At 63.7% G+C, this 24,768-nt stretch carries 22 protein-coding genes; 6 read left to right on the top strand and 16 right to left on the bottom strand.

All coding sequences use genetic code 11. The annotated features are described in order from the left end of the window. The first annotated feature begins 276 nt into the window (after positions 1-276). The gene (locus LMH93_RS11660) at positions 277-1,515 is read left to right on the top strand and encodes an acyl-CoA dehydrogenase family protein (protein ID WP_004576524.1); all 1,239 of its coding nucleotides are present in this window, start codon (positions 277-279) and stop codon (positions 1,513-1,515) included. A 66-nt stretch (positions 1,516-1,581) separates the two neighbouring features. Here LMH93_RS11660 and LMH93_RS11655 read toward each other — a convergent pair whose 3' ends face one another. From LMH93_RS11655 to LMH93_RS11580, 16 genes are all read right to left on the bottom strand, one after another. Continuing rightward, positions 1,582-2,568, bottom strand: coding sequence for an ABC transporter permease (locus LMH93_RS11655; protein ID WP_003253977.1), 987 nt, complete (start codon positions 2,566-2,568; stop codon positions 1,582-1,584). A gap of 1 nt (position 2,569) precedes the next feature. Further along, a complete protein-coding gene (locus tag LMH93_RS11650; protein WP_060538308.1) occupies positions 2,570-3,547 on the bottom strand; it encodes an ABC transporter permease in 978 nt (325 codons plus the stop codon). Continuing rightward, positions 3,531-5,069, bottom strand: coding sequence for a sugar ABC transporter ATP-binding protein (locus tag LMH93_RS11645; protein WP_185279436.1), 1,539 nt, complete (start codon positions 5,067-5,069; stop codon positions 3,531-3,533). The genes LMH93_RS11650 and LMH93_RS11645 overlap by 17 nt, the downstream gene beginning before the upstream one ends. After that, on the bottom strand, positions 5,066-6,094 hold the full coding sequence (locus LMH93_RS11640) for a sugar ABC transporter substrate-binding protein (RefSeq protein WP_012052704.1): 1,029 nt from the start codon (positions 6,092-6,094) through the stop codon (positions 5,066-5,068). The genes LMH93_RS11645 and LMH93_RS11640 overlap by 4 nt, the downstream gene beginning before the upstream one ends. Then, complete coding sequence (locus LMH93_RS11635) at positions 6,091-7,062, bottom strand: sugar ABC transporter substrate-binding protein (protein WP_185279437.1); 972 nt, start codon at positions 7,060-7,062, stop codon at positions 6,091-6,093. Before LMH93_RS11635 ends, LMH93_RS11640 begins: the two co-directional genes overlap by 4 nt. Then, positions 7,059-7,445, bottom strand: a complete 387-nt coding sequence (locus tag LMH93_RS11630; protein ID WP_185279438.1) for a hypothetical protein — start codon at positions 7,443-7,445, stop codon at positions 7,059-7,061. Before LMH93_RS11630 ends, LMH93_RS11635 begins: the two co-directional genes overlap by 4 nt. A 9-nt stretch (positions 7,446-7,454) precedes the next feature. Further along, positions 7,455-8,687, bottom strand: coding sequence for an SfnB family sulfur acquisition oxidoreductase (locus LMH93_RS11625; RefSeq protein ID WP_003253983.1), 1,233 nt, complete (start codon positions 8,685-8,687; stop codon positions 7,455-7,457). 345 nt (positions 8,688-9,032) lie between these two features. Continuing rightward, positions 9,033-10,382 carry an OprD family porin gene (locus tag LMH93_RS11620; RefSeq protein ID WP_230065179.1) on the bottom strand — a complete coding sequence of 450 codons (1,350 nt, stop codon included), beginning with the start codon at positions 10,380-10,382 and terminating at the stop codon, positions 9,033-9,035. Between the two features lie 283 nt (positions 10,383-10,665). Beyond that, positions 10,666-11,442, bottom strand: coding sequence for an ABC transporter ATP-binding protein (locus tag LMH93_RS11615; protein WP_185279439.1), 777 nt, complete (start codon positions 11,440-11,442; stop codon positions 10,666-10,668). A 116-nt stretch (positions 11,443-11,558) separates the two neighbouring features. Continuing rightward, the gene (locus LMH93_RS11610; RefSeq protein WP_003253987.1) at positions 11,559-12,893 is read right to left on the bottom strand and encodes an ABC transporter substrate-binding protein; all 1,335 of its coding nucleotides are present in this window, start codon (positions 12,891-12,893) and stop codon (positions 11,559-11,561) included. A 59-nt stretch (positions 12,894-12,952) separates the two neighbouring features. Next, complete coding sequence (locus LMH93_RS11605; protein WP_230065178.1) at positions 12,953-14,293, bottom strand: ABC transporter substrate-binding protein; 1,341 nt, start codon at positions 14,291-14,293, stop codon at positions 12,953-12,955. Between the two features lie 78 nt (positions 14,294-14,371). Beyond that, positions 14,372-15,433, bottom strand: a complete 1,062-nt coding sequence (locus LMH93_RS11600; protein WP_103517868.1) for a branched-chain amino acid ABC transporter permease — start codon at positions 15,431-15,433, stop codon at positions 14,372-14,374. Positions 15,434-15,437: 4 nt separating this feature from the next. Beyond that, complete coding sequence (locus tag LMH93_RS11595; RefSeq protein ID WP_003253990.1) at positions 15,438-16,319, bottom strand: branched-chain amino acid ABC transporter permease; 882 nt, start codon at positions 16,317-16,319, stop codon at positions 15,438-15,440. Continuing rightward, the gene (locus LMH93_RS11590) at positions 16,316-17,086 is read right to left on the bottom strand and encodes an ABC transporter ATP-binding protein (protein WP_003253991.1); all 771 of its coding nucleotides are present in this window, start codon (positions 17,084-17,086) and stop codon (positions 16,316-16,318) included. The genes LMH93_RS11595 and LMH93_RS11590 overlap by 4 nt, the downstream gene beginning before the upstream one ends. Further along, the gene (locus LMH93_RS11585; RefSeq protein ID WP_185279440.1) at positions 17,083-18,054 is read right to left on the bottom strand and encodes an AMP-binding protein; all 972 of its coding nucleotides are present in this window, start codon (positions 18,052-18,054) and stop codon (positions 17,083-17,085) included. Before LMH93_RS11585 ends, LMH93_RS11590 begins: the two co-directional genes overlap by 4 nt. A 20-nt stretch (positions 18,055-18,074) precedes the next feature. Then, the gene (locus tag LMH93_RS11580) at positions 18,075-19,484 is read right to left on the bottom strand and encodes an LLM class flavin-dependent oxidoreductase (RefSeq protein WP_064493313.1); all 1,410 of its coding nucleotides are present in this window, start codon (positions 19,482-19,484) and stop codon (positions 18,075-18,077) included. Positions 19,485-19,727: 243 nt separating this feature from the next. Here LMH93_RS11580 and LMH93_RS11575 point away from each other — a divergent pair, with 243 nt between their 5' ends. The 5 genes from LMH93_RS11575 to LMH93_RS11555 all read left to right on the top strand — a co-directional run bounded on the left by LMH93_RS11575 (position 19,728) and on the right by LMH93_RS11555 (position 24,615). After that, complete coding sequence (locus LMH93_RS11575; protein ID WP_004576516.1) at positions 19,728-20,717, top strand: universal stress protein; 990 nt, start codon at positions 19,728-19,730, stop codon at positions 20,715-20,717. Positions 20,718-20,812: 95 nt separating this feature from the next. Beyond that, on the top strand, positions 20,813-21,772 hold the full coding sequence (locus LMH93_RS11570) for a ribose-phosphate diphosphokinase (RefSeq protein ID WP_003253995.1): 960 nt from the start codon (positions 20,813-20,815) through the stop codon (positions 21,770-21,772). 188 nt (positions 21,773-21,960) lie between these two features. Continuing rightward, on the top strand, positions 21,961-22,554 hold the full coding sequence (locus LMH93_RS11565; RefSeq protein ID WP_230065177.1) for a GNAT family N-acetyltransferase: 594 nt from the start codon (positions 21,961-21,963) through the stop codon (positions 22,552-22,554). Then, positions 22,551-22,910 carry a cupin domain-containing protein gene (locus LMH93_RS11560; protein ID WP_014860486.1) on the top strand — a complete coding sequence of 120 codons (360 nt, stop codon included), beginning with the start codon at positions 22,551-22,553 and terminating at the stop codon, positions 22,908-22,910. The genes LMH93_RS11565 and LMH93_RS11560 overlap by 4 nt, the downstream gene beginning before the upstream one ends. Before the next feature lie 67 nt (positions 22,911-22,977). Next, a complete protein-coding gene (locus tag LMH93_RS11555) occupies positions 22,978-24,615 on the top strand; it encodes a mechanosensitive ion channel family protein (protein WP_060545016.1) in 1,638 nt (545 codons plus the stop codon). The last annotated feature ends 153 nt before the right edge of the window (positions 24,616-24,768 follow it).

The following is a 24,768-nucleotide window of genomic DNA, read 5'->3' as shown; positions in this document are numbered from 1 at the left end:
CATAAAAACCTTTAAATTCAAATACTTGAACGCTAGCGCTAGCAGCCTGAACTGTCTTTTGGCCAACAAGCTGTTGAACCACTGACCCTCGGCCAACAGTTGCCCCGGAAAACGCAATTGACCGCCCACCAACAGTCATTCAGCAAGCTGTCGGCGAGCGAACAGCCCGCCCCACCAGAATGATCACAACCCGTTGATTTAAAAGGCATTCACTGCAAGGCACGAAGTTTGCGAGAGCGTCACCGTCAGCAATCGCATCAATCGAGGAGAACTGCGATGACCGCCCAAGCCCCACTGCCCCACCTGTCTACCGGTACCCACTACGAATCCCTTGCCGCCCGCTTCCGCCCCATCTTTGCCCGCATCGCCGAATCCAGCGTGGCACGCGAGCGCAACCGCACCCTGCCCCATGAGCCCATCCAGTGGCTCAAGGACGCCGGCTTCGGCGCCGTGCGTGTACCCGTCGAACAGGGCGGTGCCGGCGCTTCCCTGCCACAGTTGTTCCAGCTGCTGATCGAACTGGCCGAAGCCGACTCCAATGTGCCGCAGGCACTGCGCGGGCATTTTGCTTTCGTCGAGGACCGCCTCAACGCCCATGCCAGCACACCACAGGACGTCTGGTTCAAACGCTTCGTCGACGGCGATCTGGTGGGCTGCGCCTGGACGGAGGTGGGCGCAGTGAAGATCGGCGACGTCAGCACCCGGGTGTCGCGCCAGGGTGATCAGTGGGTGGTCAATGGCACCAAGTACTACAGCACCGGCAGCCTCTTCTCCGACTGGATCGACCTGTTCGCCCGCCGAGACGACACCGGTGGCGACGTGATCGCAGCGATCCGTACCCGCCAGCCCGGCATCACCCAGAGCGACGACTGGGATGGTTTTGGCCAGCGCACCACCGGCAGCGGCACCTCGGTGTTCGAGAACGCGGTGGTCGAGGAAGAGAACATCATCGACTTCGCCACCCGCTTCAAATACCAGACGGCGTTCTACCAACTGGTGCTGCTCGCCGTCATCGTCGGTTCCGGCCGCGCCGCCGTGCGTGACTTCAGCCAGGAAACCAGCAAGCGCACGCGCGTGTTCAGCCATGGCAATGGCGCAGCGGTAAGCGAGGATCCACAGGTATTGCAGGTTATCGGCAAGGCCTCCGGCCTGATCTACGCCGCCGAGGCAGGCACCCTGCGCGCCAGCGAGGCCGCGCAGCAAGCCTACCTGGCGCGTTTCGGCAATGACGAGAACGCCGAGCGCAAGGCCAACATCGCCGCCGAACTGGAATCGGCCCAGGCCCAGGTGGCGGCCATCGAATGGGTGCTGCGTGCCACCAGCGACCTGTTCAACACCCTCGGCGCCTCCGGTACCAGCACCACCAAACAGCTCGATCGCCACTGGCGCAACGCCCGTACTGCCGCCTCGCACAACCCGGTGATCTACAAGGAACGCATCATCGGCGACTGGCACGTCAATGGCAGCGAACCGCCCTATGTCTGGCAGATCGGTGGCGGTGCCAAGCAGTCCTGAAAGCAGGGCCTGGGGCACACCCCCAGGCCTCGTCACGGCACTGGCGTTTCGCCCGAAACGCCAGAACTAGCCAGCGCCGAGCCGCCGACTGGCAAAACTGAACAGCAGAACCGAGAGAATCAGAACGCCGGTGGCCACCTGCTGCCAGAAGAAATTCCAGCCGATCAGCAGCAGACCGTTGGCCGTGACGTTGAGAAATAGCACACCGAGCAGTGTACCGGGTACGTTGACCCGGTTGTGCAGGCTCAGCGTGGCACCGATGAAGACCGCACCGATGGCATTCATCAGGAAGGCATTGCCGGACATCGGCGCGTAGGCGTTCACCGTGGCCGGCAGCAGGATGCCCGCCAGCGCGCTGGCAAAGGCACTGGCGATGAACACCAGGGCAGCGATACGTCGCTGCGCCAGGCCCGAATAACGCGCCACCAGTGGCTGGCTGCCAAGGACGATGATCTCCCGGCCTAAGCGGCCACGCGCCAATACCACGCCATACACCAGCGCCAACAGTGCCACCAGCAGCAAGGGTAGCGGCACGCCAAGCAAGCGCTCACTGGCCAAGCCGCTGCGCACCTGCGCCTCCAGGTAGATCGGTTGTCCGCCATCGGAAAGCAGCTTTTGCACGCTGCTGCCAATGAACAGTGTGCCAAGGGTGGCCAGAAAAGGGGAAATACGCAGCCCGGCGATCAGCCCGGCATTGAACAACCCGGCCAGGCTGCCAGCCAGCAACCCACCGGGAATCGCGACATAGAGCCCGAAGCCGGCATTGAGCAGCAGGACGAAGGTCAGCGCCGAGAAGTCCAGCGCAGTGCCGACTGACAGGTCGATGCCACCCGCAGCGATGGCGTAGGTCATGCCGATGGCGACGATGGCCAGCAGCACGAAATTGTTCAATAACAGGCTGGACAGGTTGCCGACGGTGAGAAAGCCGGGTGCCTTCAACGCAAAGAACAGTAGAACGGCGGCGAACAGCGTCGGCATGACCAGGCGCAGCAACGCCCGGCCAGAGAGCCCGGTCAGACCGGCAGGCTGCGGGGCGGATAACGAATCGGACATCTCAGGCCTCCTTGTTGCGCAAACCGGACAGGGCCACCACCAGCAGGATCAGGACACCCTGCACGCCGTCGACCCAGAAGCTGGAAATATTCAGAAGCTGGAAGCCGTTGATCAGCACCCCGACCAGCAACGTTGCCAGCAGCGTGCCGCCGATGCTCGGCTGCAGACGCTGGGAGAAGATCACCCCAAGAAAAGCAATGGCCACCACCGACAGCAGCATCTCGCCGGAACCGGTGGTGCTGCCGCTGAACCAGGCCGCCGAACAAAACGCGGCCAGGCTGCCGCACAGACCGCTGATCAGGTAGCTGGCGAACACGTAGCCACGCACCGACAGCCCAGCGGCATTAGCCGCCTCCGGGTATTCGCCGATGGCGTACAGGCGCAGGCCGAATGGCGTGTACTGCATCAACACGATCAGCACGCCACCGACCGCCAGCAGCACCCAGGCCAGGGCTGGCACGCCGAGCCAACTACCGAAGGCCAGCCCTTCCAGCAACGGCGAAGTGCTGGGCAGGACGGTGTTTTCGGTCAGCACCAGTTCCAGCCCGGCCACCAGGTTCATCGTGGCCAGGGTTGCCAGCAGCGGCGGCAAACGGAAACCGACCACCACCAGCGCATTCAGCGTGCCGATGGCCAGGCCAGTGCCAAGCGTCGCGGCGATGCTGACAACATCGCCGAAACCGGCGTTGTTCAGGCTGGCATAGACCGCAGCGGACAACCCGAGGTTGGCCGCCAGCGACAGATCAAGCCCACCGGACACCACGTTCGAGCCGCCGCCGATGATCACCGTGGTCAGGCCAAAGGCAAGGCTGCCGAGGATCGCCGACTGGGCCAGCACATTGACCAGGTTGCTCGGGGTGAGGAAGTTCGGCGCACTGAGGGCGAAGGCCAACAGGATCGCGGCGAAGGCCAGCAGCGCGCCACGGCGCAGCAGCCACTGCGCGAATCGCGGGTGGAAGGCATCAGATAGCAATGGCATAGGCATAGAAAGGTCGTTCCTCGTTCTGCGCGCGTTGCGCGCCAGTAGCCACCGCCAGCAGGCGGTCACTGTTCGCCTCGCCAGCGGCGAAACGTGCGGCGATGGCGCCGCGGTGCATGACATGAATGCGGTCGCAGAGGCCGATCAACTCCGGCAGGTCGGACGAGAGGATCAACACCCCGGCGCCCTCCTTCACCAGTTCACCGATCAGCCGATAGATCTCCACCTTGGCGCCAACATCGATGCCAACGCTGGGCTCGTCCAGCAGGTACAGGCTGGAACATCGCGCGAACCACTTGGCCAGCGCCACCTTCTGCTGATTCCCGCCGCTGAGCTGACGCACCTTGGCATGCGCGCCAGGGGCCTTGATCCTTAGGCGCTCGATCAGCTCCAGGGTGGTATGCCGCTCGCGCGCCGGCGACAGCAGCCCCAGGCGGACGAAGCGCGACAGTGCCGCCAGGGTGGTGTTCTCCTGCACGCTCAGGTCGAGCGCCACGCCTTGCCGACGGCGCTCCTCGGGCATCAGCGCGACGCCCTGGGCGACAGCCTCGCGCGGGCTGCGCAAGGACAACGGTTGCCCGTCCAGGCGCACCTCGCCGCTGTCCGGTGGCGCCAGGCCGAACAGGCTGCGTAGCAACTCCTTGGCGCCCGAGCCCACCAGCCCGGTGAGGCCGACGATCTCGCCACGGCGCACCTGCAGGTCGATGCCCTGGTAGGCCCGTGCCCGACCCAGCCCGCGTACGTCGAGCAACAGCGCACCGGCAGGCACCGCTACCTTGGGGTACAGCTCGCCGACTTCGCGGTTGACCATCAGGCGGGTGATCTGCTCCAGCGACGTGTTGCGCGGGGAGACTTCAGCGACATCGCGACCGTTGCGCAGTACCGTCACGCGGTCGCACAGGGCCTCGATTTCCTGCAGGTAATGGGAGATGTAGACGATCGCCAGGCCATCGTCACGCAGGCGCTGGACGATCCGCAGCAAACGCTCCACCTCACGCTGCACCAGGGCCACGCTGGGTTCGTCGAACACCAGCACACGCGGTTTGATCAGCAGCGCGCGGACGATCTGCACCATCTGTTGCTCGGCGCTGCTCAGTTCACCGATCAGCGCATTCGCCGGCAGTCGCAGGCCGAAGTAGTCGTCCAGCAGACGCGCGGCCTCGCGCTGCTGAGAGCGGCGATCGAGCAAGGGCCCGAGTCGCCGTTCGTGGCCGAAGAACAAGGCTTCACCCACGGTGAAACGGGCCGGCAACAAGCGTTCCTGGTGGATGAAGCCAATGCCCAGGCGCTCCACCTGGCGCGGGCTGAAATGCCCGTGCGGCTGGCCGTCGAGCAGCAGGCTGCCGGCGTCCGGGCGGTGGATGCCGGCCAGCACCTTGATCAGCGTAGACTTGCCGGCGCCGTTCTCGCCCACCAGACCGTGCACGCTGCCCGCCGCCACCCGCAGGCTGGCGCCGTCGAGCGCCCGGGTGGCACCGAAGGTCTTGACGATGCCACGCAGCTCCAGCACCGGCGTACTCATGCGTCGCCTCGGATGCGTTTGACGTCATCGACGTTGCCCGCCGTGGTCAGCAGGGTCTCGACGAAGGTTTCGGGCGGCAGATCGTGCTCGCCGGCCAGGTAGCGGGCGACGTTATGCACCGCCGTACGGCCAATCAACGCAGGCTGCTGCGCCACCACTGCAGCCACCGGGCTGCCGGGCTGGCGCAGCAGTTCCAGCACCTCGGGCGTACCGTCGACGCCATAGGTGCGCACTTCATTGCGCCCGGCTTCGATCAGCGCCTGGCTGGCACCGAGCTGCGGCAGATCCCAGGCCGCCCAGATCGCGTCGAGCTCACCCTTGGGGTACTTGTTGAGCAAGGCGGCAACCTGACTGCGGGCATCCTGCACGGTGTTGGGAATCACGTCGCGCAACTCCGGCTGGATGAACTCGATCTGCGGGTAGAACTTGCTCACCAGCTTCAACTGGTCATAGCGAATGCCGCAGCTCGGCACGCCATAGAAGCCATTGAACAGCAGCACCCTGCCCTTGCCGCGCAGATCGGCCACCAACTGCTTGGCCAGCAGCAAACCCGTGCTCCAGTTGTCTGCGGAAATCGTATTGACCGCGTACTGCGACGGCACCTCGATGGTGAACAGCGGGATGCCGGCGGCGCTGATGCGCTTGAACCAGGGCTCGATGATGCTCAGCGTGCCGAGGGTGTGAATCACTGCATCGGGCTTCTGCGTCACCAGATTCTGCAACTGGGTCACCATGGCCTTGTCGTTGCGCCCGGCATCCAGGGTGATCGGCGTGCCGCCCAGGCGCTGTACCTCCTCGACCTGCGCCTTGAAGGCCCGGCTGTCGAAGTAGATGCTGGTGCCCACGGTGCTGATGGCGATGCGCTTGCCCTTGAGCGAAGGCACTGTGGCACTGGCCTCGGCACCGCTGTCGGCTCCAGCCGCCATGGTGCGGGTCAATGGTGCGGCAAGCCCGAGAGCGAGCATCGCCGAAGACGCGCCGAGCAGGCAGCGCCGGGAAATGCCGGAGCAGTCGTTGTCACTCATTGGTCACCTCGCAGGTGCTTGACCTGAGCCAGGTTGTCGCGGGTCGTCAATAGCGCGGCGACATGGGTTTCCTTCGGCAGATCACGCTGGCCGGCCAGGTAGCGGGCAACGTTGCGCACGGCGGTGCGGCCGATCAGGTCGGGCTGCTGCGCAACCACCGCGCCGATGGGCGAGTTGTCATGGGCGAGCAGCTCCAGTACCTCCGGCGTGCCGTCCACACCATAGGTGCGGATCTCACTGCGCCCGGCGTCGATCAGCGCCTGGCTGGCGCCGAGCTGAGGGATGTCCCAGGCCGACCAGATGGCGGCGATATCGCCCTTGGGGTACTTGTTCAGGAGCGCGGCGATCTGGCTGCGGGCGTCCTGCACGGTGTTGGGAATCACGTCACGCAGCTCCGGCTGGACGATCTGCAATTGCGGATGATCGGCCAGTACCTTCTTCAACTCGTCGTAGCGGATCGCACAGACCGGCACCCCGTAGAAGCCGTTGAACACCAGGATGCGGCCCTTGCCGCCGGTGTCGCGCACCAGCTGTTCGGCCAACGCGCGGCCGGCCGCGACGTTGTCCGAGGTGGTGTTGTTGAGGCTGTACTGCGATGGCACATCAATGGTGAACAGCGGGATGCCTGCTGCCTGGATGCGCTTGAGCCAGGGGTCGATCACGCTCAGGGTGCCGAGGGTCTGAATCACCGCGTCGGGCTTTTGCGTGACCACCGTGTTCAGTTGTGTGACCAGATTGCGGTCGTTGCGCCCGGCGTCGAGGGTGATCGGCGTGCCGCCCAGGCGCTTGATCTCATTGACCTGCGCCTGGAACGCCTTGATGTCGAAGTAATGACTGGTGCCAGTCATGCTCACGGCAATGCGCTTGCCGGCCAGCGACGGCACGGCCTCGCCCTCCTCCTCGGCTTGTGCCAGGCCGCCCGCCAATGCCAGCACCAGGGCGGTGAGCAACGTCAGGATTCGACTCATGCTTGCACCCTTTGCTGATCTGCCAAGGCGGCGCCGTTGAGGTAGTGGTCGCCGAGCAGTCGCCGTTGAGTGGGCAGTGCCGGTTCGGCGCTGCCCGGCTGTGGACGCGGCAGACTACTGCCCACCAGTTCGAAATGCGTCTGCACGGCCAGGCGCGCGGCCTCGGCGGCGCCCAAACGAAAAGCGATGGCGGCCGACTGCGAGGCGTCGGCGCGTGCCAGCAACGCGTCGGCGGCGTCGATACGGATGCGCAACTCGCCGACTGCAGCGATGACCAGCGCTTCATGACGAGCACTCTGCCCGCGCAGGTAGTCAAGCAGAGCTGCCTCGACATGACGGGCGTGGGCCAGGTCACCCCGGCCTTGGGAATGGGTGTTGGACATGGCGTGACCTCAGTTCCAGGAATGACGTTGCGGCTTGATGCCGTTGAGCAGTTGATTGCCGACCAGGTGGTACTTCCAGCGCACCGGGTCATGCAGCGTGTGGGTGCGCGCATTGCGCCAGAAGCGGTCCAGCCCCTGGCTGGCCGAGACGCTGCGCGTGCCGCCCAGCTCCAGCAGGCGACTGGACGCCTCAAGGGAAATCTCGGTAGACAGCACCTTGGCCTGGCCGACCACCACTGAGGCTTCAGCAACGTGCTCTTCGCCAGGCTCGGCGACGGCGCGATCGACCGCCTCGGCAGCGCGCTGCAAGATCGCCTCGGCCGCCTGCAGGCGCCAGGCCAGCTCGCCGATTAGCGCCTGGCCAAGTGGATCCTGCCAGCCGTGCTGCAAGCCGCTGTCGACCCAGGGGCGTGCCTGACGCGCCACGCGCAGGGTTTCGGCAAAGGCGCCACGGGCGATGCCGGTGTCCACGGCGGCCTGGATGATCTGCGAGATCGGGCCATCAGCGGTTGGCTGGTCGTAGGCCTTCCAGGCCGGTATCACCTCGCTCGCTGGCACCCGCACGCCTTCGATACGCACCTGGCCGCTGGCTGTGATGCGCTGGCCGAAGCCATCCCAACTGTCGATCACCGTCAGGCCAGCTGCATCGCGTGGCACGAAGGCGATGTGCGGGCGGCCCTCCTCGTCGACACCCGCGACCGGGACGATGTGGGCGAACAGCGCCCCCGTGCAGTAGGCCTTCTCGCCATCGAGCACGGCGCTGTCGCCGTCGAAGCGGATCTGCGTCTGGAAGGTGGTGACGTACTGGCTGCGCGCTTCGGAAAAGGCGTTACCGAAACGGTAGCCTTGCAGCACCTTGGCGTAGTAGCGGCGCTTCTGCGCCTCGCTGCCGGTCAGGCCGAGGTTGCTGAGCACACCAAAGTGGTTCTGCGGCAACTGGCCGAGCGATGAATCGGCGGCGGAGATGGTCGCGATCACCTCGCTGAGGGTGACATAAGATACCCCGGCGCCGCCGTGCGCCTTGGGCACGCTGATTGCCCACAGACCGCTTTCGGAGAAGCGATCCAGTTCCTCCCAGGGCAGGCGCCGCTCGCGATCACGCCAGGCTGCCTCACGGGCAAAATCCTCGGCCAAGCGCTGCGCCACCTCGATGGCTTCGGCGTCGCTACGGATGATCTGTGCCGGGCGCCGAGGCGCCGAGCTGACCTGCTCGCGCAGATCGGCGGGTTGTGACTGAGTCATGTGTTGCTCCAAGCGTGATGGATTCTCCAGGGCTACTGCACAGCCCGTACCAACCTGGAAAATCCTTCATATTCAATGACTTGATGCGCAATCCAGATAATTGGAAAAGCACCTGTGGCGGCAAACTGTGGATTGGCTGTTGCCGGGCGGACACTTGCCTCAGACCTGTTCACGACCTGCTGCGCGTCGGCCCTCCTGCGTTAAAAAAGGCTGGAGCGCCAGCGTGGTCGGACTGCTCATTTACAGCGGATGAAGTCGAGCGCGACTCCGACCGCGCCTCGCCTGTTTTTGCGGGGCCGCCATCGGTGTTGCATGGCGTCATCTCGCGAGATCGTGAGCAGGTTCTCAGAGGCTGATATCCAGCGGGTACTGGACGATCAGGCGCAGTTCGTCGACGTTGGACTCGGCGACGTGATCGCCACCGACGCGGTGGGTGGCCTGCATCAGGTTGAACGAGAGGTCCTTGGCCGGCCCACTCTGCAGCACGTACTTCAGCCACAGGTTGCGCTCCCAGTGGCGGCCGTCCTCGGTACCATTGAAGTAGCTGTAAGCGCCCCCCGCGCGCGTACCGTCGATGTCGGTACCGCGCACGTAGCGGGCCGTCAGGCTCAGCCCAGGCACGCCAAGCGTGGCGAAGTCATAGTCGTAACGGGCTTCCCAGGCTCGCTCATTGGGGTTGTTGAAGTCGGAAACCTGCGAGGCGGCATCCAGTTGCAGGTCATAGGTGTTCCACACGTAGTCGAACGGCGTGTCGCCATCGATGCGTGTGTAGGACAGCTTGAAGCCATGAGCGCCGGCAGCCAGACCGGCATGCACGCTCCATGAGTCGTTGTCGATCTGGCCGGCCAGCGCCTGGCCGCTGTCACGGGTGCTGTAATAATTGAGGCCGGTCTTCAGGCTCAGCTCGCTACCCAGCGGCTGCACATGGTCGACGCTGAAGAACGACTGGTTCCATACGTCGTCGAGGCGGCTGCTGTGCAGGCGCAAGGTGAGCTGGTCGTTGAACAGGTAATCGCCACCCAGGTACACCACATCGTTGGCGCCCTTGATACGCCCGGCATAGACGGTGCCGAGATCACCACGGTGGTTGCTGGCGTTGCGGTCACTGCTCGACTCCAGCTTGCCGCCCTGCAGGCTCAGGCCATCCAGCGAGTTGTTGTTGAAGATGAAGCCGCGCAGTGTCTGCGGCAGCAGGCGAATGTCGCTGGCGTGCAGCACCGGGCTGGTCGGGCTGACGTCGCCATAGCGCAGCTCGGTGTCGAAGGCGCGCACCTTGAGCGCGGCGCCAACCTTGCCGTAGCTGTCCTTGGGCTCGCCATCGAAGTTGCTCCCCGAGCGCGACACGATGCCAGGCACGCCGACACCATTGCCGACTGCCCCATTGCCGCCATCGAGCTTGAGCCCGACCAGCCCCTGCACATCCACGCCGAAGCCGACAGTGCCACGGGTGAAACCGGATTGCAGATTGGCGATGATGCCGTGGCCCCATTCACGATGCAGGCTCTGCCGCTCACCCTTGTTGGGGTTGAGGGTGAAGTCGCCGTTGCGATAGTCCTGGCTGAAGAAGAAGTTGCGGTTGAGCACATGGATCTGCGTGCCGTCGATGAAGCCTTCATCAACGCCGTCGGCAAACGCGGGGCTGGCCAGCAGGATGGCCAGAGAAAGAGCTGTTCTGTAGCAAGCGGTAGAGCGCATGGCAGTGATCCTTGGAATGACGAGGTAGGCGCCTTTCCAGGCGCTGCAAATCCAGTTGTTCCAACAACCATGCCAACAGAAAAAATCATTGTTATTCAATCACTTGAACAATCTACTCAACACTATGATGCACCGTCTGCGGAGCAATCTGCACAACTGCTGTTGCCGGCGCCACAGCGCTTTCGTCAGGACAAAAAAACGCGGCCTGGGCCGCGTTGAATGGAACATCACCTACTCAGTAAAAGGCGGTATGACCACAGCGTTCCACAGCCGTCGCCACCGCTCAGTCAGCCTTGCCGCCCAGGTAGAAATGCTGAATATCTTCCCGCGCGGCCAGCTCGGCAGCACTGCCCTCACCCACCACCCGGCCGTTCTCCAGGATGTAGGCATGGCTAGCATGGCGCAGGGCAACGTTGATGTTCTGCTCGGCCACCAGAAAGCTGACGCCCTCCTGCGCATTGAGCTGGGCGACGATGGCGAAGATCTCCTCGACGAGGATCGGCGCCAAGCCCATCGAGGGCTCGTCGAGCAGCACCAGGCGCGGTTTGGTCATCAGCGCGCGGCCGATGGCGAGCATCTGCTGCTCACCGCCGGAAGTCAGCCCAGCCTGAGTCTTGCGCTTGGTCTTCAAGCGCGGGAACCAGGCATAGATGCGCTCCAGATCCTGCTCCAGTTGGCGCCGCGTCGGGTTACGCAGGAAGCCGCCACTGCGCAGGTTTTCCTCGATGGTCAGGTGGGCGAACACATGCCGTCCTTCCAGCACATGGACGATACCCTGGCGTGCCAGCAGGTTGGCCGCGACACCGGCGGTGTCCTGCCCCTGGAAGCGGATATGGCCACGGCTGACCTGCGCCCGGTCGGCCTGCACCAGGCCGGAAATAGCCTTGAGTGTGGTGCTCTTGCCAGCACCGTTGGCGCCTAGCAAGGCGACGATATCGCCCTGCCCGACCCGCAGGGATACACCGGCCACGGCGAGGATTGCGCCGTCGTAGATCACTTCGATGTCCTCCACTGCCAGCAGCTCGCTGCTGACGGCGGCTAGAAGAGTCGCACTGGTCATGGATTGTTGCCCTCTGGTCGTCGTTCAGCGGGCGGCGCCTGCCGCCCCAAAGCCTTGAAATGCGTTGCCCGTGCCGGTCGCGGTTAAAGCCCCTGCCACAGGTGAAAAGCGAGCGCTCACGGCGCGTCACACGCACGGGGGGTCACGCCTTTCTCTTTCGCGTACTCGGCAGCCTTGGCGTCAATCAGGGGGCGCAGGGTGACATGATCGGCCTGCACCCAATCGGTGATCAGCTTCCACTGCTGGCCATCCCACTGCTGCACCTTGACGGCACCGCCCCCCTCGTGGTCGCTGCACGACAGCTTCAGCGGCTGCATCAGCCCCAGGAAACCGATCGCCTTGAGCCGCGCATCGTCGAGATCGAGGTGTTCCAAGCCCCAGCGACCTTCCTCGCCATTGAGCGGCCGCGCTCCGAAGTGCTTCTGCGCGGCGCGGATCGCCTCAACGGCGATGGCGGCATTCACCAGGCCGGAGTTGTAGTACACGCTGCCGAAGCTCTTAGGATCCTTGAGGTCGCTCTTGCCCTTGTCGAGGATGTGTGCCTTGATGCGCTGGTGGATGTCGAAGTCGGCACCGCCCGGATAGGGCGTCAGGGCCAGATAACCCTTGCCCGCCTCGCCGGCCGGCAGCACGTCTTCATTGGAGCTGGCCCAGATGTCGCCAACGATGCGATCGACCGGAAAGCCGAAGCGCGCCGCAGTCTTGATCGCCACCGGTGTGGACACGCCCCAGGTGCGCAGGAATACCCAGTCCGGCTTGAGCTGGCGCACCTGGCGCCACTGCGAGGCCTGCTCGTTACCCGGGTCGGCGACGGGAATCTGGATGTTCTCGAAGCCGTACTTCTCCGCCAGTAGCTTCAGCGGCCCCTGGGTTTCCCGGCCATAGGCGGAGTCGTGGTAGACGGTGGCGATCTTCTTGCCCTTGAGCTTGTCCAGCCCACCCTCGCGCTCGGCCACGTAGTTGATGAATGCCGAAGCCTCGCTGTAGAAGGTCAGCATCACCGGGAAGTTGTAGGGAAAGACGCGGCCATCGGTGGCCTCGGTACGACCATAGCCGAGGGTGATCAGCGGGATCCGGTCGGCCTCGGCCTTGTCCGCCAGGGCATAGGCAGCCGGCGCACCATTGGGCTGGTAGACCGCTACCGGAGCGCCATTGAGGCCGTTCTTGAAGCGCTCGTAGCACTCGATGCCCTTCTCCGCCGTCCACTCGGTCTCACACTCCTGCCAGACCAGCTTGACGCCATTGATGCCGCCTTCGACGTCGTTGATGTAGCGCAGGTAGTCGATCATCCCGGCCCACACCGGAATGCCGCTGGAGGCATAGGCACCGACTCGGTAGGTGGCTAGCGGGAAGAATTGTTCATTGGCCGCCTGGGCCGCCGACGGCATCGCGGCGTAGCTCGCGAGCGCCAGGCCAAAGGCGGCGACACCGCGTTTCAGCGTTGCATGCATGGTCTTTCTCCACAGGCGCCCGGCCCACGCGACGGTGGCCGGGCGCAGGTCATGGGGGTTTATTGCTCGTTGGCGCAATTACGCGGGGTGATGCCCTTCTCCTGGGCATAGGCGGCGGACTTGGCCTCGATCAGCGGACGCAAGGTGGCGCGGTCAGCCTGGATCCAGTCGGTCACCAGCACCCATTTCTCGCCGTCCCACTGCTGAACGCGGGCCGCACCACCGCCCTCGTGATCAGAGCAGGACAGCTGCAGCGGTGGCAGCAGCCCTTCGAAGCCACTGGCCTTGAGGCGCGCGGCGTCGATATTCAGGTGCTCGAAGCCCCAGCGCGCTTCCTCACCATTGAGCGGGCGGTTGCCAAACTTGCCCTGGGCGGTGCGCAGCGCCTCGACGGCAATCGCGGCATTGATCAGGCCGATGTTGTAGTACACCTTGCCGAAGTAGCGCTTATCCTTCAGGTCGCTCTTGCCGGCATCGAGGATGTGCTGGCGCAGGCGCTGGTGAATCTCGAAACCGTCGCCACCGGGGAACGGCGCCAGGGCCTGGTAGCCCTTGGCCGCCGTGCCGGCAGGGAGCACGTCGGCCTCGGAGCCGGCCCAGACGTCGCCGATGATGCGCTCCACCGGGATGCCGAAGCGTGCGGCCGTCTTTATGCCAACCGGAGTGGACACCCCCCAGGTACGCAGGAACACCCAATCTGGCTTGATCTGCCGCACCTGGCGCCACTGCGCCGACTGCTCATTGCCCGGATCGGCCACCGGGATCTGGATGTTCTCGAAGCCGTATGTTTCCGCCAGCAGCTTCATCGGCGCTTGGGTTTCCCGGCCATACGCCGAGTCGTGGTAGACGGTGACGATCTTCTTGCCCTTGAGCTTGTCGAAGCCGCCCTCGCGCTCGGCGATGTAGTTGATGCCCACCGAGGCCTGCCCGTAGTAGTTCAGCAGCAGTGGGAAGGCATAGGGGAACACGCTGCCGTCGGTAGACTCGGTGCGCCCGCCGGCATCATCGATCAGCGGGATGCGGTCGGCCGCGCCCTTCTCCATCAGCGCATAGGAGCCCGGAGTGCTGTGGGTGAAGAAGAACGCCGTCGGCGCGCCATCCTTGCCATCTTTGTAGCGCTCGTAGCACTCGACGATACGGTCGACGTTCCACTCGGTCTCGCACTCCTGCCAGACCAGCTTGACGCCGTTGATGCCGCCTTCCACCTCGTTGATGTAACGGAAGTAGTCGATCTCTCCGGCCCACCAGGGAATCCCGCTGGAGGCATAGGCGCCGACCCAGTAGGTGGCCATGGGAATGAACTGCTGGTTGTCGGCGGCCTGGGTGACGACCGGAGACAGGGCCTGGGCGCCGAGCACAAAGAGGCTGACGAGCAGGTGACGATGCAAGGGTTTGCGCATGGTGTGAACTTCTTGTGCTGGGGTGAAAACCTCCTTTCCCGCGGTCGGGTCAAGGTTCATGGAAAGAGGCGGTCGTGCTCAGAATCGCAGCGGCCAGACCCTGATGCGTTCGCGCAGGTCGCCGAGCAGGCGTACCAGGCCTTCCGGCTCCTTGATCAGGAACCAGATGATCAGGCTGCCGAAGAGGATCTTCTGCAGGTTCTGCAATTGCCCGGCATCGACGTTGCCGCCGAACAGCCACTGCCCGGCATGGCTGAGCAGAATCGGTGTGAGGCTGATGAAAGCCGCGCCGATGAAATTGCCGGCGATGCTGCCCATGCCACCGATGATGATGAAGAGGATCTGGAACGAGCGGTTGATATCGAAGCTGCCGGCACTGGACGTGCCCAGGTAGGCGAAGGCCCAGAGCGCCCCGGCGATGCCCAGGTAGAAAGAGCTGACGGCAAAGGCCAGGCGTTTGTAGCGCTCTACCGGAATGCCGATCACCGAGGCGGCGGTGTCCATGTCGCGGATCGCCATCCAGTTGCGCCCGACCTGGCTGCGCACCAGGTTGACCGCGACCCAGGTCAGCAGCACCACGCAGCTCAGGGTCAGCAGGTAGCGACCTACCGGCGAGGCCAGGCTGTGGCCGAACAACTCCAGGCGCGGTGCGCTGATGGTGCCGGACGAGGCATGGTTGTAGAACCAGGGAAACTTGGCGAACACCCATTCGAGGAAGAACTGCGCAGCCAGCGTGGTGACCATCAGGTAGAAACCCTTGATCCGCGAACTGGGTATGCCGAACAGCAAGCCGACCAGGCCGGCAATCAGCCCGCCGCCGATCAGCGCCAGCGGCAAAGGGAGCCCAGGCACACGCAGCAGCAGGCCGTAGGTGGCGAAGGCGCCCACCGCCATAAAGCCGGCGGCACCGACCGAGGTCTGCCCGGTGTAGCCGGTCAGCAAGTTCAGCCCCAGCCCGGCCAGCGACAGCACCAGGAAGGGAATCAGGATCGCGTTGAGCCAGTAGTCGTTGCCCAGCCAGGGCAAGCCGACGAAGGCCACCAGCAGCAACAACGGCAGGCCCACTGGCCAGCGACGGCGCACCAGGGTCAGCGGCGCCTCGTCGAAGCCGGCGCCCAGGCGTGAAACGGTAGCGGTCATTGCGTCATACCCGTTCGGTGGCCCGGTCGCCGAACAGGCCGGCCGGACGGATGTAGAGGAAGATCAGGGCAAGGAAATAAGCGAACCAGGGCGTGATGCCGCCGCCGATCAGCGGGCCTATGTAGGCTTCGGCGAGGTTCTCGGCGGCACCGACGATCAGCCCGCCGACGATGGCTCCGCCAATCGAGGTGAAGCCGCCGATGATCAGCACCGGCAGCGCCTTGAGCACGACCAGCGAGAGCGAGAACTGCACGCCCTGGCGCGCCCCCCAGAGCAGCCCGGCCACCAGCCCGACCATTCCGGCCACGGCCCAGACGATCTGCCAGATGCGGTTGAGGTTGATGCCCAGCGACAGCGCCGCGCGGGTATCGTCGGCCACCGCCCGCAAGGCCACACCGATGCGGGTCTTGTTGAACAGCAGCGCCAGCACCGCCACCAACAAGGCGGAAACGCCGGAGGCAACCAGGTCGAACTGGCTGATCATCAGTTCGCCGACGAACAGCGGGACGTCCTCGATGCCCAGATCCAGCGCGCGTACCTGGGCGCCCATCAAGCCCTGGGCCAGGCCCTCGATGATGAACGACAGGCCAAGGGTGGCCATGAACAGGGTGATCTGCGAGCGATTGACCAGGGGCCGCAGCACCAGGCGCTCGATCAGCAGCGCGCCGACGATCATCACCAGTACGGTCAGGGCCAACGCCAGGGCGAACGGCAGGCCCTGCTCGTGCAGGCTGACGAAGGTCAGCGCAGCAAACAACAGCATCGCGCCCTGGGCGAAGTTGAACACGCCGCTGGCCTTGTAGATCAGCACGAAGCCGATGGCCACCAGCGAATACAGGGTGCCGGCGAGCAAGCCGCCGATCAAGGTTTCCAGGAAGAAGTTCATCCGTGTGGCGCTCCCAGGTAGGCGGCGATCACATCGGGATTGGCCTGTACTTCGGCCGGTGTGCCATCGCCGACCTTGCGCCCGTAGTCCAGCACCACCACGTGGCTGGACAGCCCCATGACCACCTGAATGTCGTGTTCGATGAGAATCACCGTGGTGCCGAGATCACGGTTGATATCGGCGATGAAGCGGCTCATGTCCTGTTTCTCTTCGGCGTTCATCCCCGCCATCGGCTCGTCGAGCAGCAGCAGGGTCGGCTGCGCGATCAGCGCACGCCCCAGCTCCACGCGTTTCTGCAGGCCATAGGCCAGGCTGCCCACGGCAACGTCGCGCCAGGGCTGCAGCTCGAGGAACTCCAGCACCTGCTCGGCACGCTCGGCGAAAGCCCGGGCCTCGCGCCGGGCACGTGGCAGGCCCAGCGCCTGTTCGAGAAAGAAACTGCGCTGGAAACGCGACAGACCGGTAAGCAGGTTGTCCAGCACACTCATCTTCTTGAACAGCGCATTGTTCTGGAAGGTACGGCCGATCCCCAGCCGCGCCGCCTGCAGCGGGTGCGGCCGGCGCAACGGCTCGGTGGCGAAGAACAGCTGGCCGGCATCGGCCCGGTAGACGCCATTGAGGATGTTCAGCAGCGAGCTCTTGCCGGCGCCATTCGGCCCGATCAGGGCGCAGATCTCGCCGCGCCTGACGCTGAAGGACAAGTCGGAAATCGCCTTCACGCCCTTGAACGACAGCGACACGTTGCGCACCTCCAGCAAAGCACTCATGCCGCGCGCTCCAGATATTCGTGCAGCCATGACAAGCGTGCCGGGCCTTGTAGCGCCACGCTGGCAGACGCACTTGGCACCTCGATCCGGCGCAAGCGATGGAAGCCGAGCAGACGCCGCACCCGCTGCTTCAGCCAGCGACGCAAGCCCTGGTGTGGATTTTCCAGCGTCCAGTCACACAGACGCCGTCGCCAACTGCCTGGTGGCGCCAGGCGGGCATCGATTTCGCCCGCCAGCGCCTCGACCCCCGCAGCGGACAACAACAACCCGGTCGGGGCGATTTCGCGACGGTCGCGACCAGCAGACTCGCTCGTTTCCGGGAAGGCTAGACTTTCGCCATGGTGCAACCAACGGCTCAGCAAATGCCCCAGTCCCTCACGCCATTCGGTGCCCTCATCGACCCACAGCACGTCATCTTCGGCGACCTGCGTCCAACCCTGACGCTGCGCCACCGGCGCCTCGCCGACAAACAACGTCGACAGCGGCTGCACCTGCCACAAGCCGTTGCTCACGACATTGGCCTGGGCGGAAAACAAACGCAGTGGCCACAGCTCGGCAAGGCCGCTGCCCAACCAGTGCGACACGTCTTCACGGCGTTGGACAAAGGCGAACGTCGGGCGCGCCCGGCGCAGTTGCCGTTGCAGCTCATCGCCACGGCTGTCGCGGCCAATCACCAGGCTCTGGCCGCCAAGCGGGTGGGCAGCCAACGCCAGAATCAGCAGGCTCGGCTCGAAGGCGCCACTCAATGCCAGGCGCTGCCCGGGGCCGAACCCCTGCTGGCGCAAGCCGTTGGCAACCCGCTCGACCTCGTGCTGCACATCGATCCAGCGCCAGGCCTTCCACACACCAAGACGGCGATGACGCAGGGCGATTTGTGTCGGCCGTTCTCTGGCCCAACGCTGCAGCGCCGTCAGGGCGCTGTCGGCCACTACGTCGGGCAACGGCAGATAGCGTTCATGAATGCTCATGCAATGACTCCTCTGCCGATTCAGGCCGGCTCGGCCAGGTTGACATCGACGTTTTCGCGCTGCTGGCTGAGGTCGCGATAGCCGGCGCCAGGATGGTTGGCGGGCAGTCGCGGGCCATCGCCGAACAGCTTCTCGCGCAGGGTTCCGGAACGATATTCGGTCTTGTACACACCGCGTTTCTGCAACTCGGGCACCAACAGCTCGACCACATCGCGGAAGGTTTCGTGGGCCAGGACGTAAGCCAGGTTGAAGCCGTCCACGTCGGTTTCCTCGACCCAGGCTTGCAGCTCGTCGGCGACGGTCTGCGCACTGCCGACGATCAGCGGGCCGAAGCCGCCAATACCAACCCAATCGGCCAGTTCCTGCACCGTCCATTGCTTATTGGGGTCGGCGGTGGAAAAGGTTTCCACTGCCGACTGAATGGCATTGGTATGGATATGCTTGAGCACCTGGTCGGGCCGGTACTGGCCGAAGTCGATACCCGTCCATCCCGAGATCAGCGCCAGCGCACCTTCGTAGCTGGTATATGACGTGAGCTCCTGCCACTTGGCCTGAGCCTTGGCGTCGGTCTCGTCGACGATCACTGTCTGCAGGTTGAAGATCAGCACCTTGCGTGGATCACGCCCGGCCTCGGCAGCGCGACGGCGGATGTCGGCCACGGTTTTCTTCAGGATCACCTTGGACGGTGCGGCGACGAACACGCACTCGGCGTGTCCGGCTGCGAAGTCCTTGCCACGGCTCGACGCCCCCGCCTGATAGAGCACCGGCGTGCGCTGCGGCGAAGGCTCGCAGAGGTGGATGCCGGGCACCTGGAAGTGCTTGCCCTGGTGGCGGATCGCATGAACCTTGCTGGGATCGCTGAAAATGCCGCGCTCGCGATCACGCAGCACAGCGCCCTCTTCCCAGCTCCCCTCGAACAGCTTGTAGAGCACTTCAAGATATTCGTCGGCGTAGTCGTAGCGCGCATCGTGGTCGCTCAGCGCCTTCTGCCCGAGGTTGCGCGCGCCGCTGTCGAGGTACGAGGTAACGATGTTCCAGCCGATGCGCCCCTTGGTCAGGTGATCCAGGGTCGACAGGCGCCGGGCGAAAGGATACGGGTGCTCGAACGTCAGCGAGGCGGTGAGGCCAAAACCGAGGTGTTCGGTAACCAGCGCCATCGGGGTGATCAGCGCCAGCGGATCATTGACCGGAACCTGGGTCGCCTGGCGGATGGCCGCATCGCCATTGCCGCCCAGCACGTCGTAGATGCCGATCACGTCGGCGATGAAGATGCCGTCAAACTTACCGCGCTCAAGCAACTTGGCCAGATCCGTCCAGTACTCCAGATCCTTGTATTGCCAGGCGCGATCCTTGGGGTGCCTCCAGAGTCCGGGCGACTGATGGCCGACACAGTTCATCTCGAAGGCGTTCAAACGAATTTCACGTGGCATGGGAGCTCCTGATCGATAGGCTCGGCACCCTGTTTCGGCGCCTCTCAATGCTCTATCAACACAATCCATGCCAATAAATATTTTCTTTATTTACAATGACATAGAGATTGCTCGAAGCAGCTTTAATGCCTGCAGGACGACATCACTGCTGATCAGCTGTACAACAGCGAACAGTGTTGATGCGCAGCGAGAAACATGCCGAGCTCTGCGACCCGGTCATGAGTACACCGCATTCAGCCAATCTTGATAAATATCAAGGTCATCGAGCCCCACTGCGTCACGCTTGGCCTGAACCGGTGGGCCTTCATCGAGGCTGCCACCGCGGTGGAGGCCATCATGAATACTTACTCAAGACTGCTGCTGATCTGCCATCCAGACCTGCACCCTTCGCCTGCCCTGACGCGTGCTCAAGCGCTGAGCAGTGCGACAGGTGCTACCTTGCACCTGGTGGCGCTCAGCCAATTGCCCTCGCGCCTGGCAACCCTGGACCAGGTGCTACGCAAAAACGCCCGCAAGCAGGACGCCGAGCATCGCAAGGCTTGGCTCGCTGAGCAGGTGAAGGCGCTGGGCGAGCTGGGCATTACCGCCTACGCCGAGACACTGGACGATCAAGACCCGCTCAAGGACTTGATCCGGCTGGCCCAACTGCACCGGGTCGGGATGGTGATCAAGGACATCCAGCACGAAACCGCCTTGAGCCGTGCCCTGCTCACGCCATTGGACTGGCAATTGCTACGCCGCTGCCCGATCCCGCTGCACCTGGTAGCCCAGGCTGAAACGAAGCTGCCAGCGCGCATACTGGTCGCCGTTGATCTGGTCGAGCACGACCCGGTGATCGACAAGCTCAACGACCACATCCTGCAATCGGCACAGGCACTGGCACAACGCTGCAAGGCGCAGCTGCATTTGCTGCAGGCCTACGAACCCAGCGCCAGTTTCGTCGCCTATGCCGCCGCACCCGTGGCCTGGACCGACAAACTGGTCGAGGAAATGTCCGGTCGTGCGCGCGAGCGCATGGCGACGTTCGGCGGCCACTATGGCATCAAGCCAGACCACCTGCACCTGGTGCGGGGCGCTGCCCGTAACGTGGTCAGCGAATACGCGAACCAGCAAGGCTTCGATGTGGTGGTGATGGGCACGCTCTACCACGAGGGGGTGAGCAAGGTCGTCGGCAGTACTACCGAGCAAACCCTGTACAAGGTTCACTCCAGTATCCTGGCGATTCACGGTTGAACGGTCGCCCACTGGCTATGCTCGACTGGATACTCATCAAACCGCACAGTGCCATGCAGCTCATGTCGCTGTGAACGACCTCTGGAGCGCAGGGCATGAATGACACCTCGCCGTTGCTGTTCGCCCTGCAAGGCAGCCAGGCCTATGGGAATGCCGTGGCGCAACGCCTGGGCAGGACACTGTCTGCACATGAAGAGCGCGACTACGAGGACGGAGAGCACAAGTGCTGGCCCGGCGAATCGGTGGACGGTCGATCGGTCATCGTCTTCCACTCGCTGTATGGTGACGCGCACCACAGCGCGCATGACAAGCTATGCCGGTTGTTGTTCTTCTGTGGCGCGCTCAAGGACGCTGCTGCCCGCCAGGTGACGGCAGTCACGCCTTACCTCTGTTATGGTCGCAAGGACCGCAAGGTGGAGTTTCAGGACGCTATCATCACTCGCCATGTGGCTCGGCTGATGGAAAGCTGCGGCGTGGACCGCATTGTGGCGCTGGACGTGCACAACCCCAGCGCCTTCGACAACGCCTACCGAATCCCTAGCTGGAACCTGCAATGCACCCCACTGTTCGCCCAACGCCTGGCCCCGCTCCTCGGTGAGCAGGCGGTCACGGTGGTGTCGCCAGATATTGGTGGCGTCAAACGTGCGGAGCAGTTTCGCCAGGTCCTGGCGCACCTGCTGGCGCGCCCGGTCTCGGTGGCCATGATGGAAAAACACCGCCAGCAGGCAGGCCTGAGCGGCGAACACCTGGTCGGTAACGTGGCAGGCAGCACCGTCATTGTGTTCGACGACCTGATCAGTACGGGGCAGACGCTGCTGCGCGCTGCCCAGGCCTGCCGGCAGGCCGGAGCCAGCCGCCTACTGGCTGCGGCCACCCACGGCCTGTTCACCACCGGTGGCGAGCTGTTCGACAGCGGCGCGTTCGAACGGGTACTGGTGGCCGACAGCATCGCCCCCTTTCGCCTGCCCGTGCGATGCCTGGCGCAACTGGACATCGTCGATACCAGCGCCTTGGTCGCCGAGTTGCTTGCCAACCGCCCGGGCACTGGCGCATGACCCCGGCGCAGGTGGCGACGGCGGAGCGTCCCTGCTCCTGAAATCGGTCGGGCCATGAGGCGTGTCGCAGGCCATGCTGATGGTGTTCGCGCAGAGCATCATGGGAACCGCTATAACCGTCTACCCTGCCTCCCTGCCAAAGGCGTAACCCTTGAAAACTGACCCCCGGCACCATGGGAGCACTGTGCATGCCTATCGACTTCAGACCCGCTCGAGTCTCGGACGCGCATGATATTGCGCGCTTCTTTCAACTGACATCGGAGGGTATGGCCGATTACATATGGAGCAAGCTCGCCGCACCTGGAGAAGCCTTGCTGAGTGTCGGTGCGTCTCGCTATGCCAGAGAACAGGGCGACTTTTCATACAAGAACTGCCTGATGGCCACTTTTGAAGGGCGCGTCATCGGCATGATGCATAGCTATGCCTTGCGCGCAACGCCTGACAGGCCAGTCGAGACCGACCCCGTCCTCGCGCCTTATTCCGACATGGAAGTACCCGATACCTTGTACATATCCAGCCTGGCGCTGGATGAAGCCTGGCGGAGCCAGGGGCTGGGCGCCCAGTTTCTTCGCCACGCCCAGCAGCGCGCTGACGACGCGGGCCTTGATGGGTTGTGCCTGATCGATTACGCAGAAAACCACGGTGCACGCCGCTTCTACGAACGTCATGGTTTTCAAATTGTTAAAACCTGCCAGATCGTTCCGCACCCGATGCTGGGCGTCACCGGTGAAGCCTATTTAATGTATCGCCCTACTCACAACGTGCTCGAGAAACAGCCATGAACCAGAAACTGACCGTGTTCCGCGAACTGGATATCCAACCGCTGCGCGACCTTCCGTTCTTTGAAGAAGTCCTGGAAGGCAGCCCTCACACGCTGACGTCCAAGTACTATCACGATGAACAGCAAGGTCGCATTTCCGGAGAATGGGAAGCCAGCACCGGGGCGTGGCGCATTGACTACAAAGTCTGGGAGTTCTGCCATGTCCTGAGTGGATGCTGCGTCATCGAGCTTGAGGGTTGCGCCCCGGTCACACTGGCCGCTGGCGACACGTTCATTATCGAACCGGGCGCCAAGGGCAAATGGACCGTAGTGGAAGACATGAAGAAGAACTTCGTGATCCTCGTGCCCGCGAACTAAGCCACTGAATGCTGGCTGAAGCCGACTATGCTGGTAGCAATCCACACGCCGGCACAGGGGCTGTTAAATGGGCAACAAGCGCAGGTTCGGACGGGCTGCTGGGCTGATGCTACTGATCCACTTGCTGTTCTCGCCCCTGCTCCATGCGGACACCCCTCAGCCTGGGCCAGAGATAGAGGGTGTGATTGCCGAACCCGCACCGTTGACCGTCATCAACCGCACGGTGCTGGTCTTTCGTGCGACGCTGCTGGGCGAAACACCCACGGTGCGTGCCCAGCGCGCCAAGAAGGTCATCGAGGATACGCTTCAGGAAACAAACGATCTGGAGGTTCGCGTCGACCCTATCCTGCACAGCTACCTGGTGCTGCTGGGCGGGCGCCGGGCATTCATCGTGACGCCACTGGATGCTGCGGCCGATACCATTACAACAGGCGAAGCCGCCGAGCAGGCCGCCGAGAACCTGCGCCTTGTCGTCGAGGAAACCCGCCAGGCGCGAAGCCTGCGGTTCTTGCTCACCGCGGTAGGCTACAGCGCTGCGGCAACCTTGGTCTTTTTCATGCTGGTAAAGGCCGCAGGCTACTGTCGACGCAAGCTCCTGGGACTGCTGCCTAAACTGATGGGCAAACACTCCGAGCGCCTCAAGGTCGGCCACACGCAACTGTTCGACCTGCAGAACCTGTACTACCTGATCGACCGCTCTCTCTGGCTGCTGTACTGGTTGCTCGTGTTGTTGTTCTGCTACCAGTGGCTGGGCTTCGTGCTGTCTCAGTTCCCCTACACAAGGTCTTGGGGGGAAAGCCTCAATATCCACCTGATGGCGCTGCTCAACTACCTGATCAGCGGTATTTTGCGTGCCATGCCCGGCCTGGCCGTTGCACTGTCGATCTTCTTCATCGCCCGGGGCATCAGCGCTTTCTCCAAACGTGTGCTAAGGCGCATGGCACGCCCAGGCACATTGAAATGGCTGACCGCCGAAACCTTGCAACCGACCATGCGCCTGACGTCGCTGGCGATCTGGCTATTTGCCCTGGTGATGGCCTACCCCTATCTACCCGGCTCGGGTACCGATGCCTTCAAGGGGTTGTCAGTGTTGCTCGGTCTGATGGTTTCACTGGGGGCGACCAGTGTCATCGGCCAAGGCGCCGCCGGACTGATTCTCACCTACACGCGCACGCTGCGCGTCGGTGAATTTGTACGTGTGGGTGATTACGAGGGCACGGTGACCGAGGTGGGCATGTTCACCACGACCATTCGCACCGGGCTTGGCGAAGTGCTGACACTTCCCAACTCGATGATTACCGGCTCGGTGACCAAGAACTACTCACGAATCGTGCAAGGGCCAGGCTATGTGGTCGACACCGTGGTGACCATTGGCTACGACACCCCGTGGCGTCAGGTCGAGGCGATGTTGCTGGAAGCAGCTCGGCGCACCGACGGCGTGCTGCAAACGCCCATGCCCCAGGTATTCCAGACGGCACTGTCGGACTTCTACCCCGAGTATCGATTAGTGGCCCAGGCCATTCCGTCAGAGCCCAGGCCACGCGCGCAGCTTTTGAGCCTGTTGCACGCCAATATCCAGGACGTGTTCAACGAGTATGGGGTGCAAATCATGTCGCCTCACTACCTGGGCGATCCCGAGCAGCCCAAATGGGTGCCCAAGGAGCAGTGGCACACGGCCCCGTCCAAACCTGAAAACACCGCGTGAGCAATGAGGCCTCAGGTGCCGGTCAGCGCAATGATCACCGGCCCGCAGACTGCCAACAGGACATTGGAAACGGCGTAGCAGACGGAAGCCGATGACCGGCGTGTTGCTCCCCGACTGCTTGAGGATCTTGTTCATCGACGCCGATAAGGGCCA

Origin of the sequence: Pseudomonas sp. CIP-10, assembly GCF_020911845.1 — a bacterium.
Taxonomy (GTDB): Bacteria; Pseudomonadota; Gammaproteobacteria; order Pseudomonadales; family Pseudomonadaceae; genus Aquipseudomonas; species Aquipseudomonas alloputida.
Note: the sequence above shows the minus strand (reverse complement) of the source record. Positions and strands in the feature narration are given on the sequence as shown.

Bases quoted from the DNA above. Each gene is read 5' to 3' on its own strand.
- LMH93_RS11660 (WP_004576524.1), top strand. From the start codon at position 277: ATGACCGCCCAAGCCCCACTGCCCCACCTGTCTACCGGTACCCACTAC.
- LMH93_RS11655 (WP_003253977.1), bottom strand. From the start codon at position 2,568: ATGTCCGATTCGTTATCCGCCCCGCAGCCTGCCGGTCTGACCGGGCTC.
- LMH93_RS11650 (WP_060538308.1), bottom strand. From the start codon at position 3,547: ATGCCATTGCTATCTGATGCCTTCCACCCGCGATTCGCGCAGTGGCTG.
- LMH93_RS11645 (WP_185279436.1), bottom strand. From the start codon at position 5,069: ATGAGTACGCCGGTGCTGGAGCTGCGTGGCATCGTCAAGACCTTCGGT.
- LMH93_RS11640 (WP_012052704.1), bottom strand. From the start codon at position 6,094: ATGAGTGACAACGACTGCTCCGGCATTTCCCGGCGCTGCCTGCTCGGC.
- LMH93_RS11635 (WP_185279437.1), bottom strand. From the start codon at position 7,062: ATGAGTCGAATCCTGACGTTGCTCACCGCCCTGGTGCTGGCATTGGCG.
- LMH93_RS11630 (WP_185279438.1), bottom strand. From the start codon at position 7,445: ATGTCCAACACCCATTCCCAAGGCCGGGGTGACCTGGCCCACGCCCGT.
- LMH93_RS11625 (WP_003253983.1), bottom strand. From the start codon at position 8,687: ATGACTCAGTCACAACCCGCCGATCTGCGCGAGCAGGTCAGCTCGGCG.
- LMH93_RS11620 (WP_230065179.1), bottom strand. From the start codon at position 10,382: ATGCGCTCTACCGCTTGCTACAGAACAGCTCTTTCTCTGGCCATCCTG.
- LMH93_RS11615 (WP_185279439.1), bottom strand. From the start codon at position 11,442: ATGACCAGTGCGACTCTTCTAGCCGCCGTCAGCAGCGAGCTGCTGGCA.
- LMH93_RS11610 (WP_003253987.1), bottom strand. From the start codon at position 12,893: ATGCATGCAACGCTGAAACGCGGTGTCGCCGCCTTTGGCCTGGCGCTC.
- LMH93_RS11605 (WP_230065178.1), bottom strand. From the start codon at position 14,293: ATGCGCAAACCCTTGCATCGTCACCTGCTCGTCAGCCTCTTTGTGCTC.
- LMH93_RS11600 (WP_103517868.1), bottom strand. From the start codon at position 15,433: ATGACCGCTACCGTTTCACGCCTGGGCGCCGGCTTCGACGAGGCGCCG.
- LMH93_RS11595 (WP_003253990.1), bottom strand. From the start codon at position 16,319: ATGAACTTCTTCCTGGAAACCTTGATCGGCGGCTTGCTCGCCGGCACC.
- LMH93_RS11590 (WP_003253991.1), bottom strand. From the start codon at position 17,086: ATGAGTGCTTTGCTGGAGGTGCGCAACGTGTCGCTGTCGTTCAAGGGC.
- LMH93_RS11585 (WP_185279440.1), bottom strand. From the start codon at position 18,054: ATGAGCATTCATGAACGCTATCTGCCGTTGCCCGACGTAGTGGCCGAC.
- LMH93_RS11580 (WP_064493313.1), bottom strand. From the start codon at position 19,484: ATGCCACGTGAAATTCGTTTGAACGCCTTCGAGATGAACTGTGTCGGC.
- LMH93_RS11570 (WP_003253995.1), top strand. From the start codon at position 20,813: ATGAATGACACCTCGCCGTTGCTGTTCGCCCTGCAAGGCAGCCAGGCC.
- LMH93_RS11565 (WP_230065177.1), top strand. From the start codon at position 21,961: ATGCCTATCGACTTCAGACCCGCTCGAGTCTCGGACGCGCATGATATT.
- LMH93_RS11560 (WP_014860486.1), top strand. From the start codon at position 22,551: ATGAACCAGAAACTGACCGTGTTCCGCGAACTGGATATCCAACCGCTG.
- LMH93_RS11555 (WP_060545016.1), top strand. From the start codon at position 22,978: ATGGGCAACAAGCGCAGGTTCGGACGGGCTGCTGGGCTGATGCTACTG.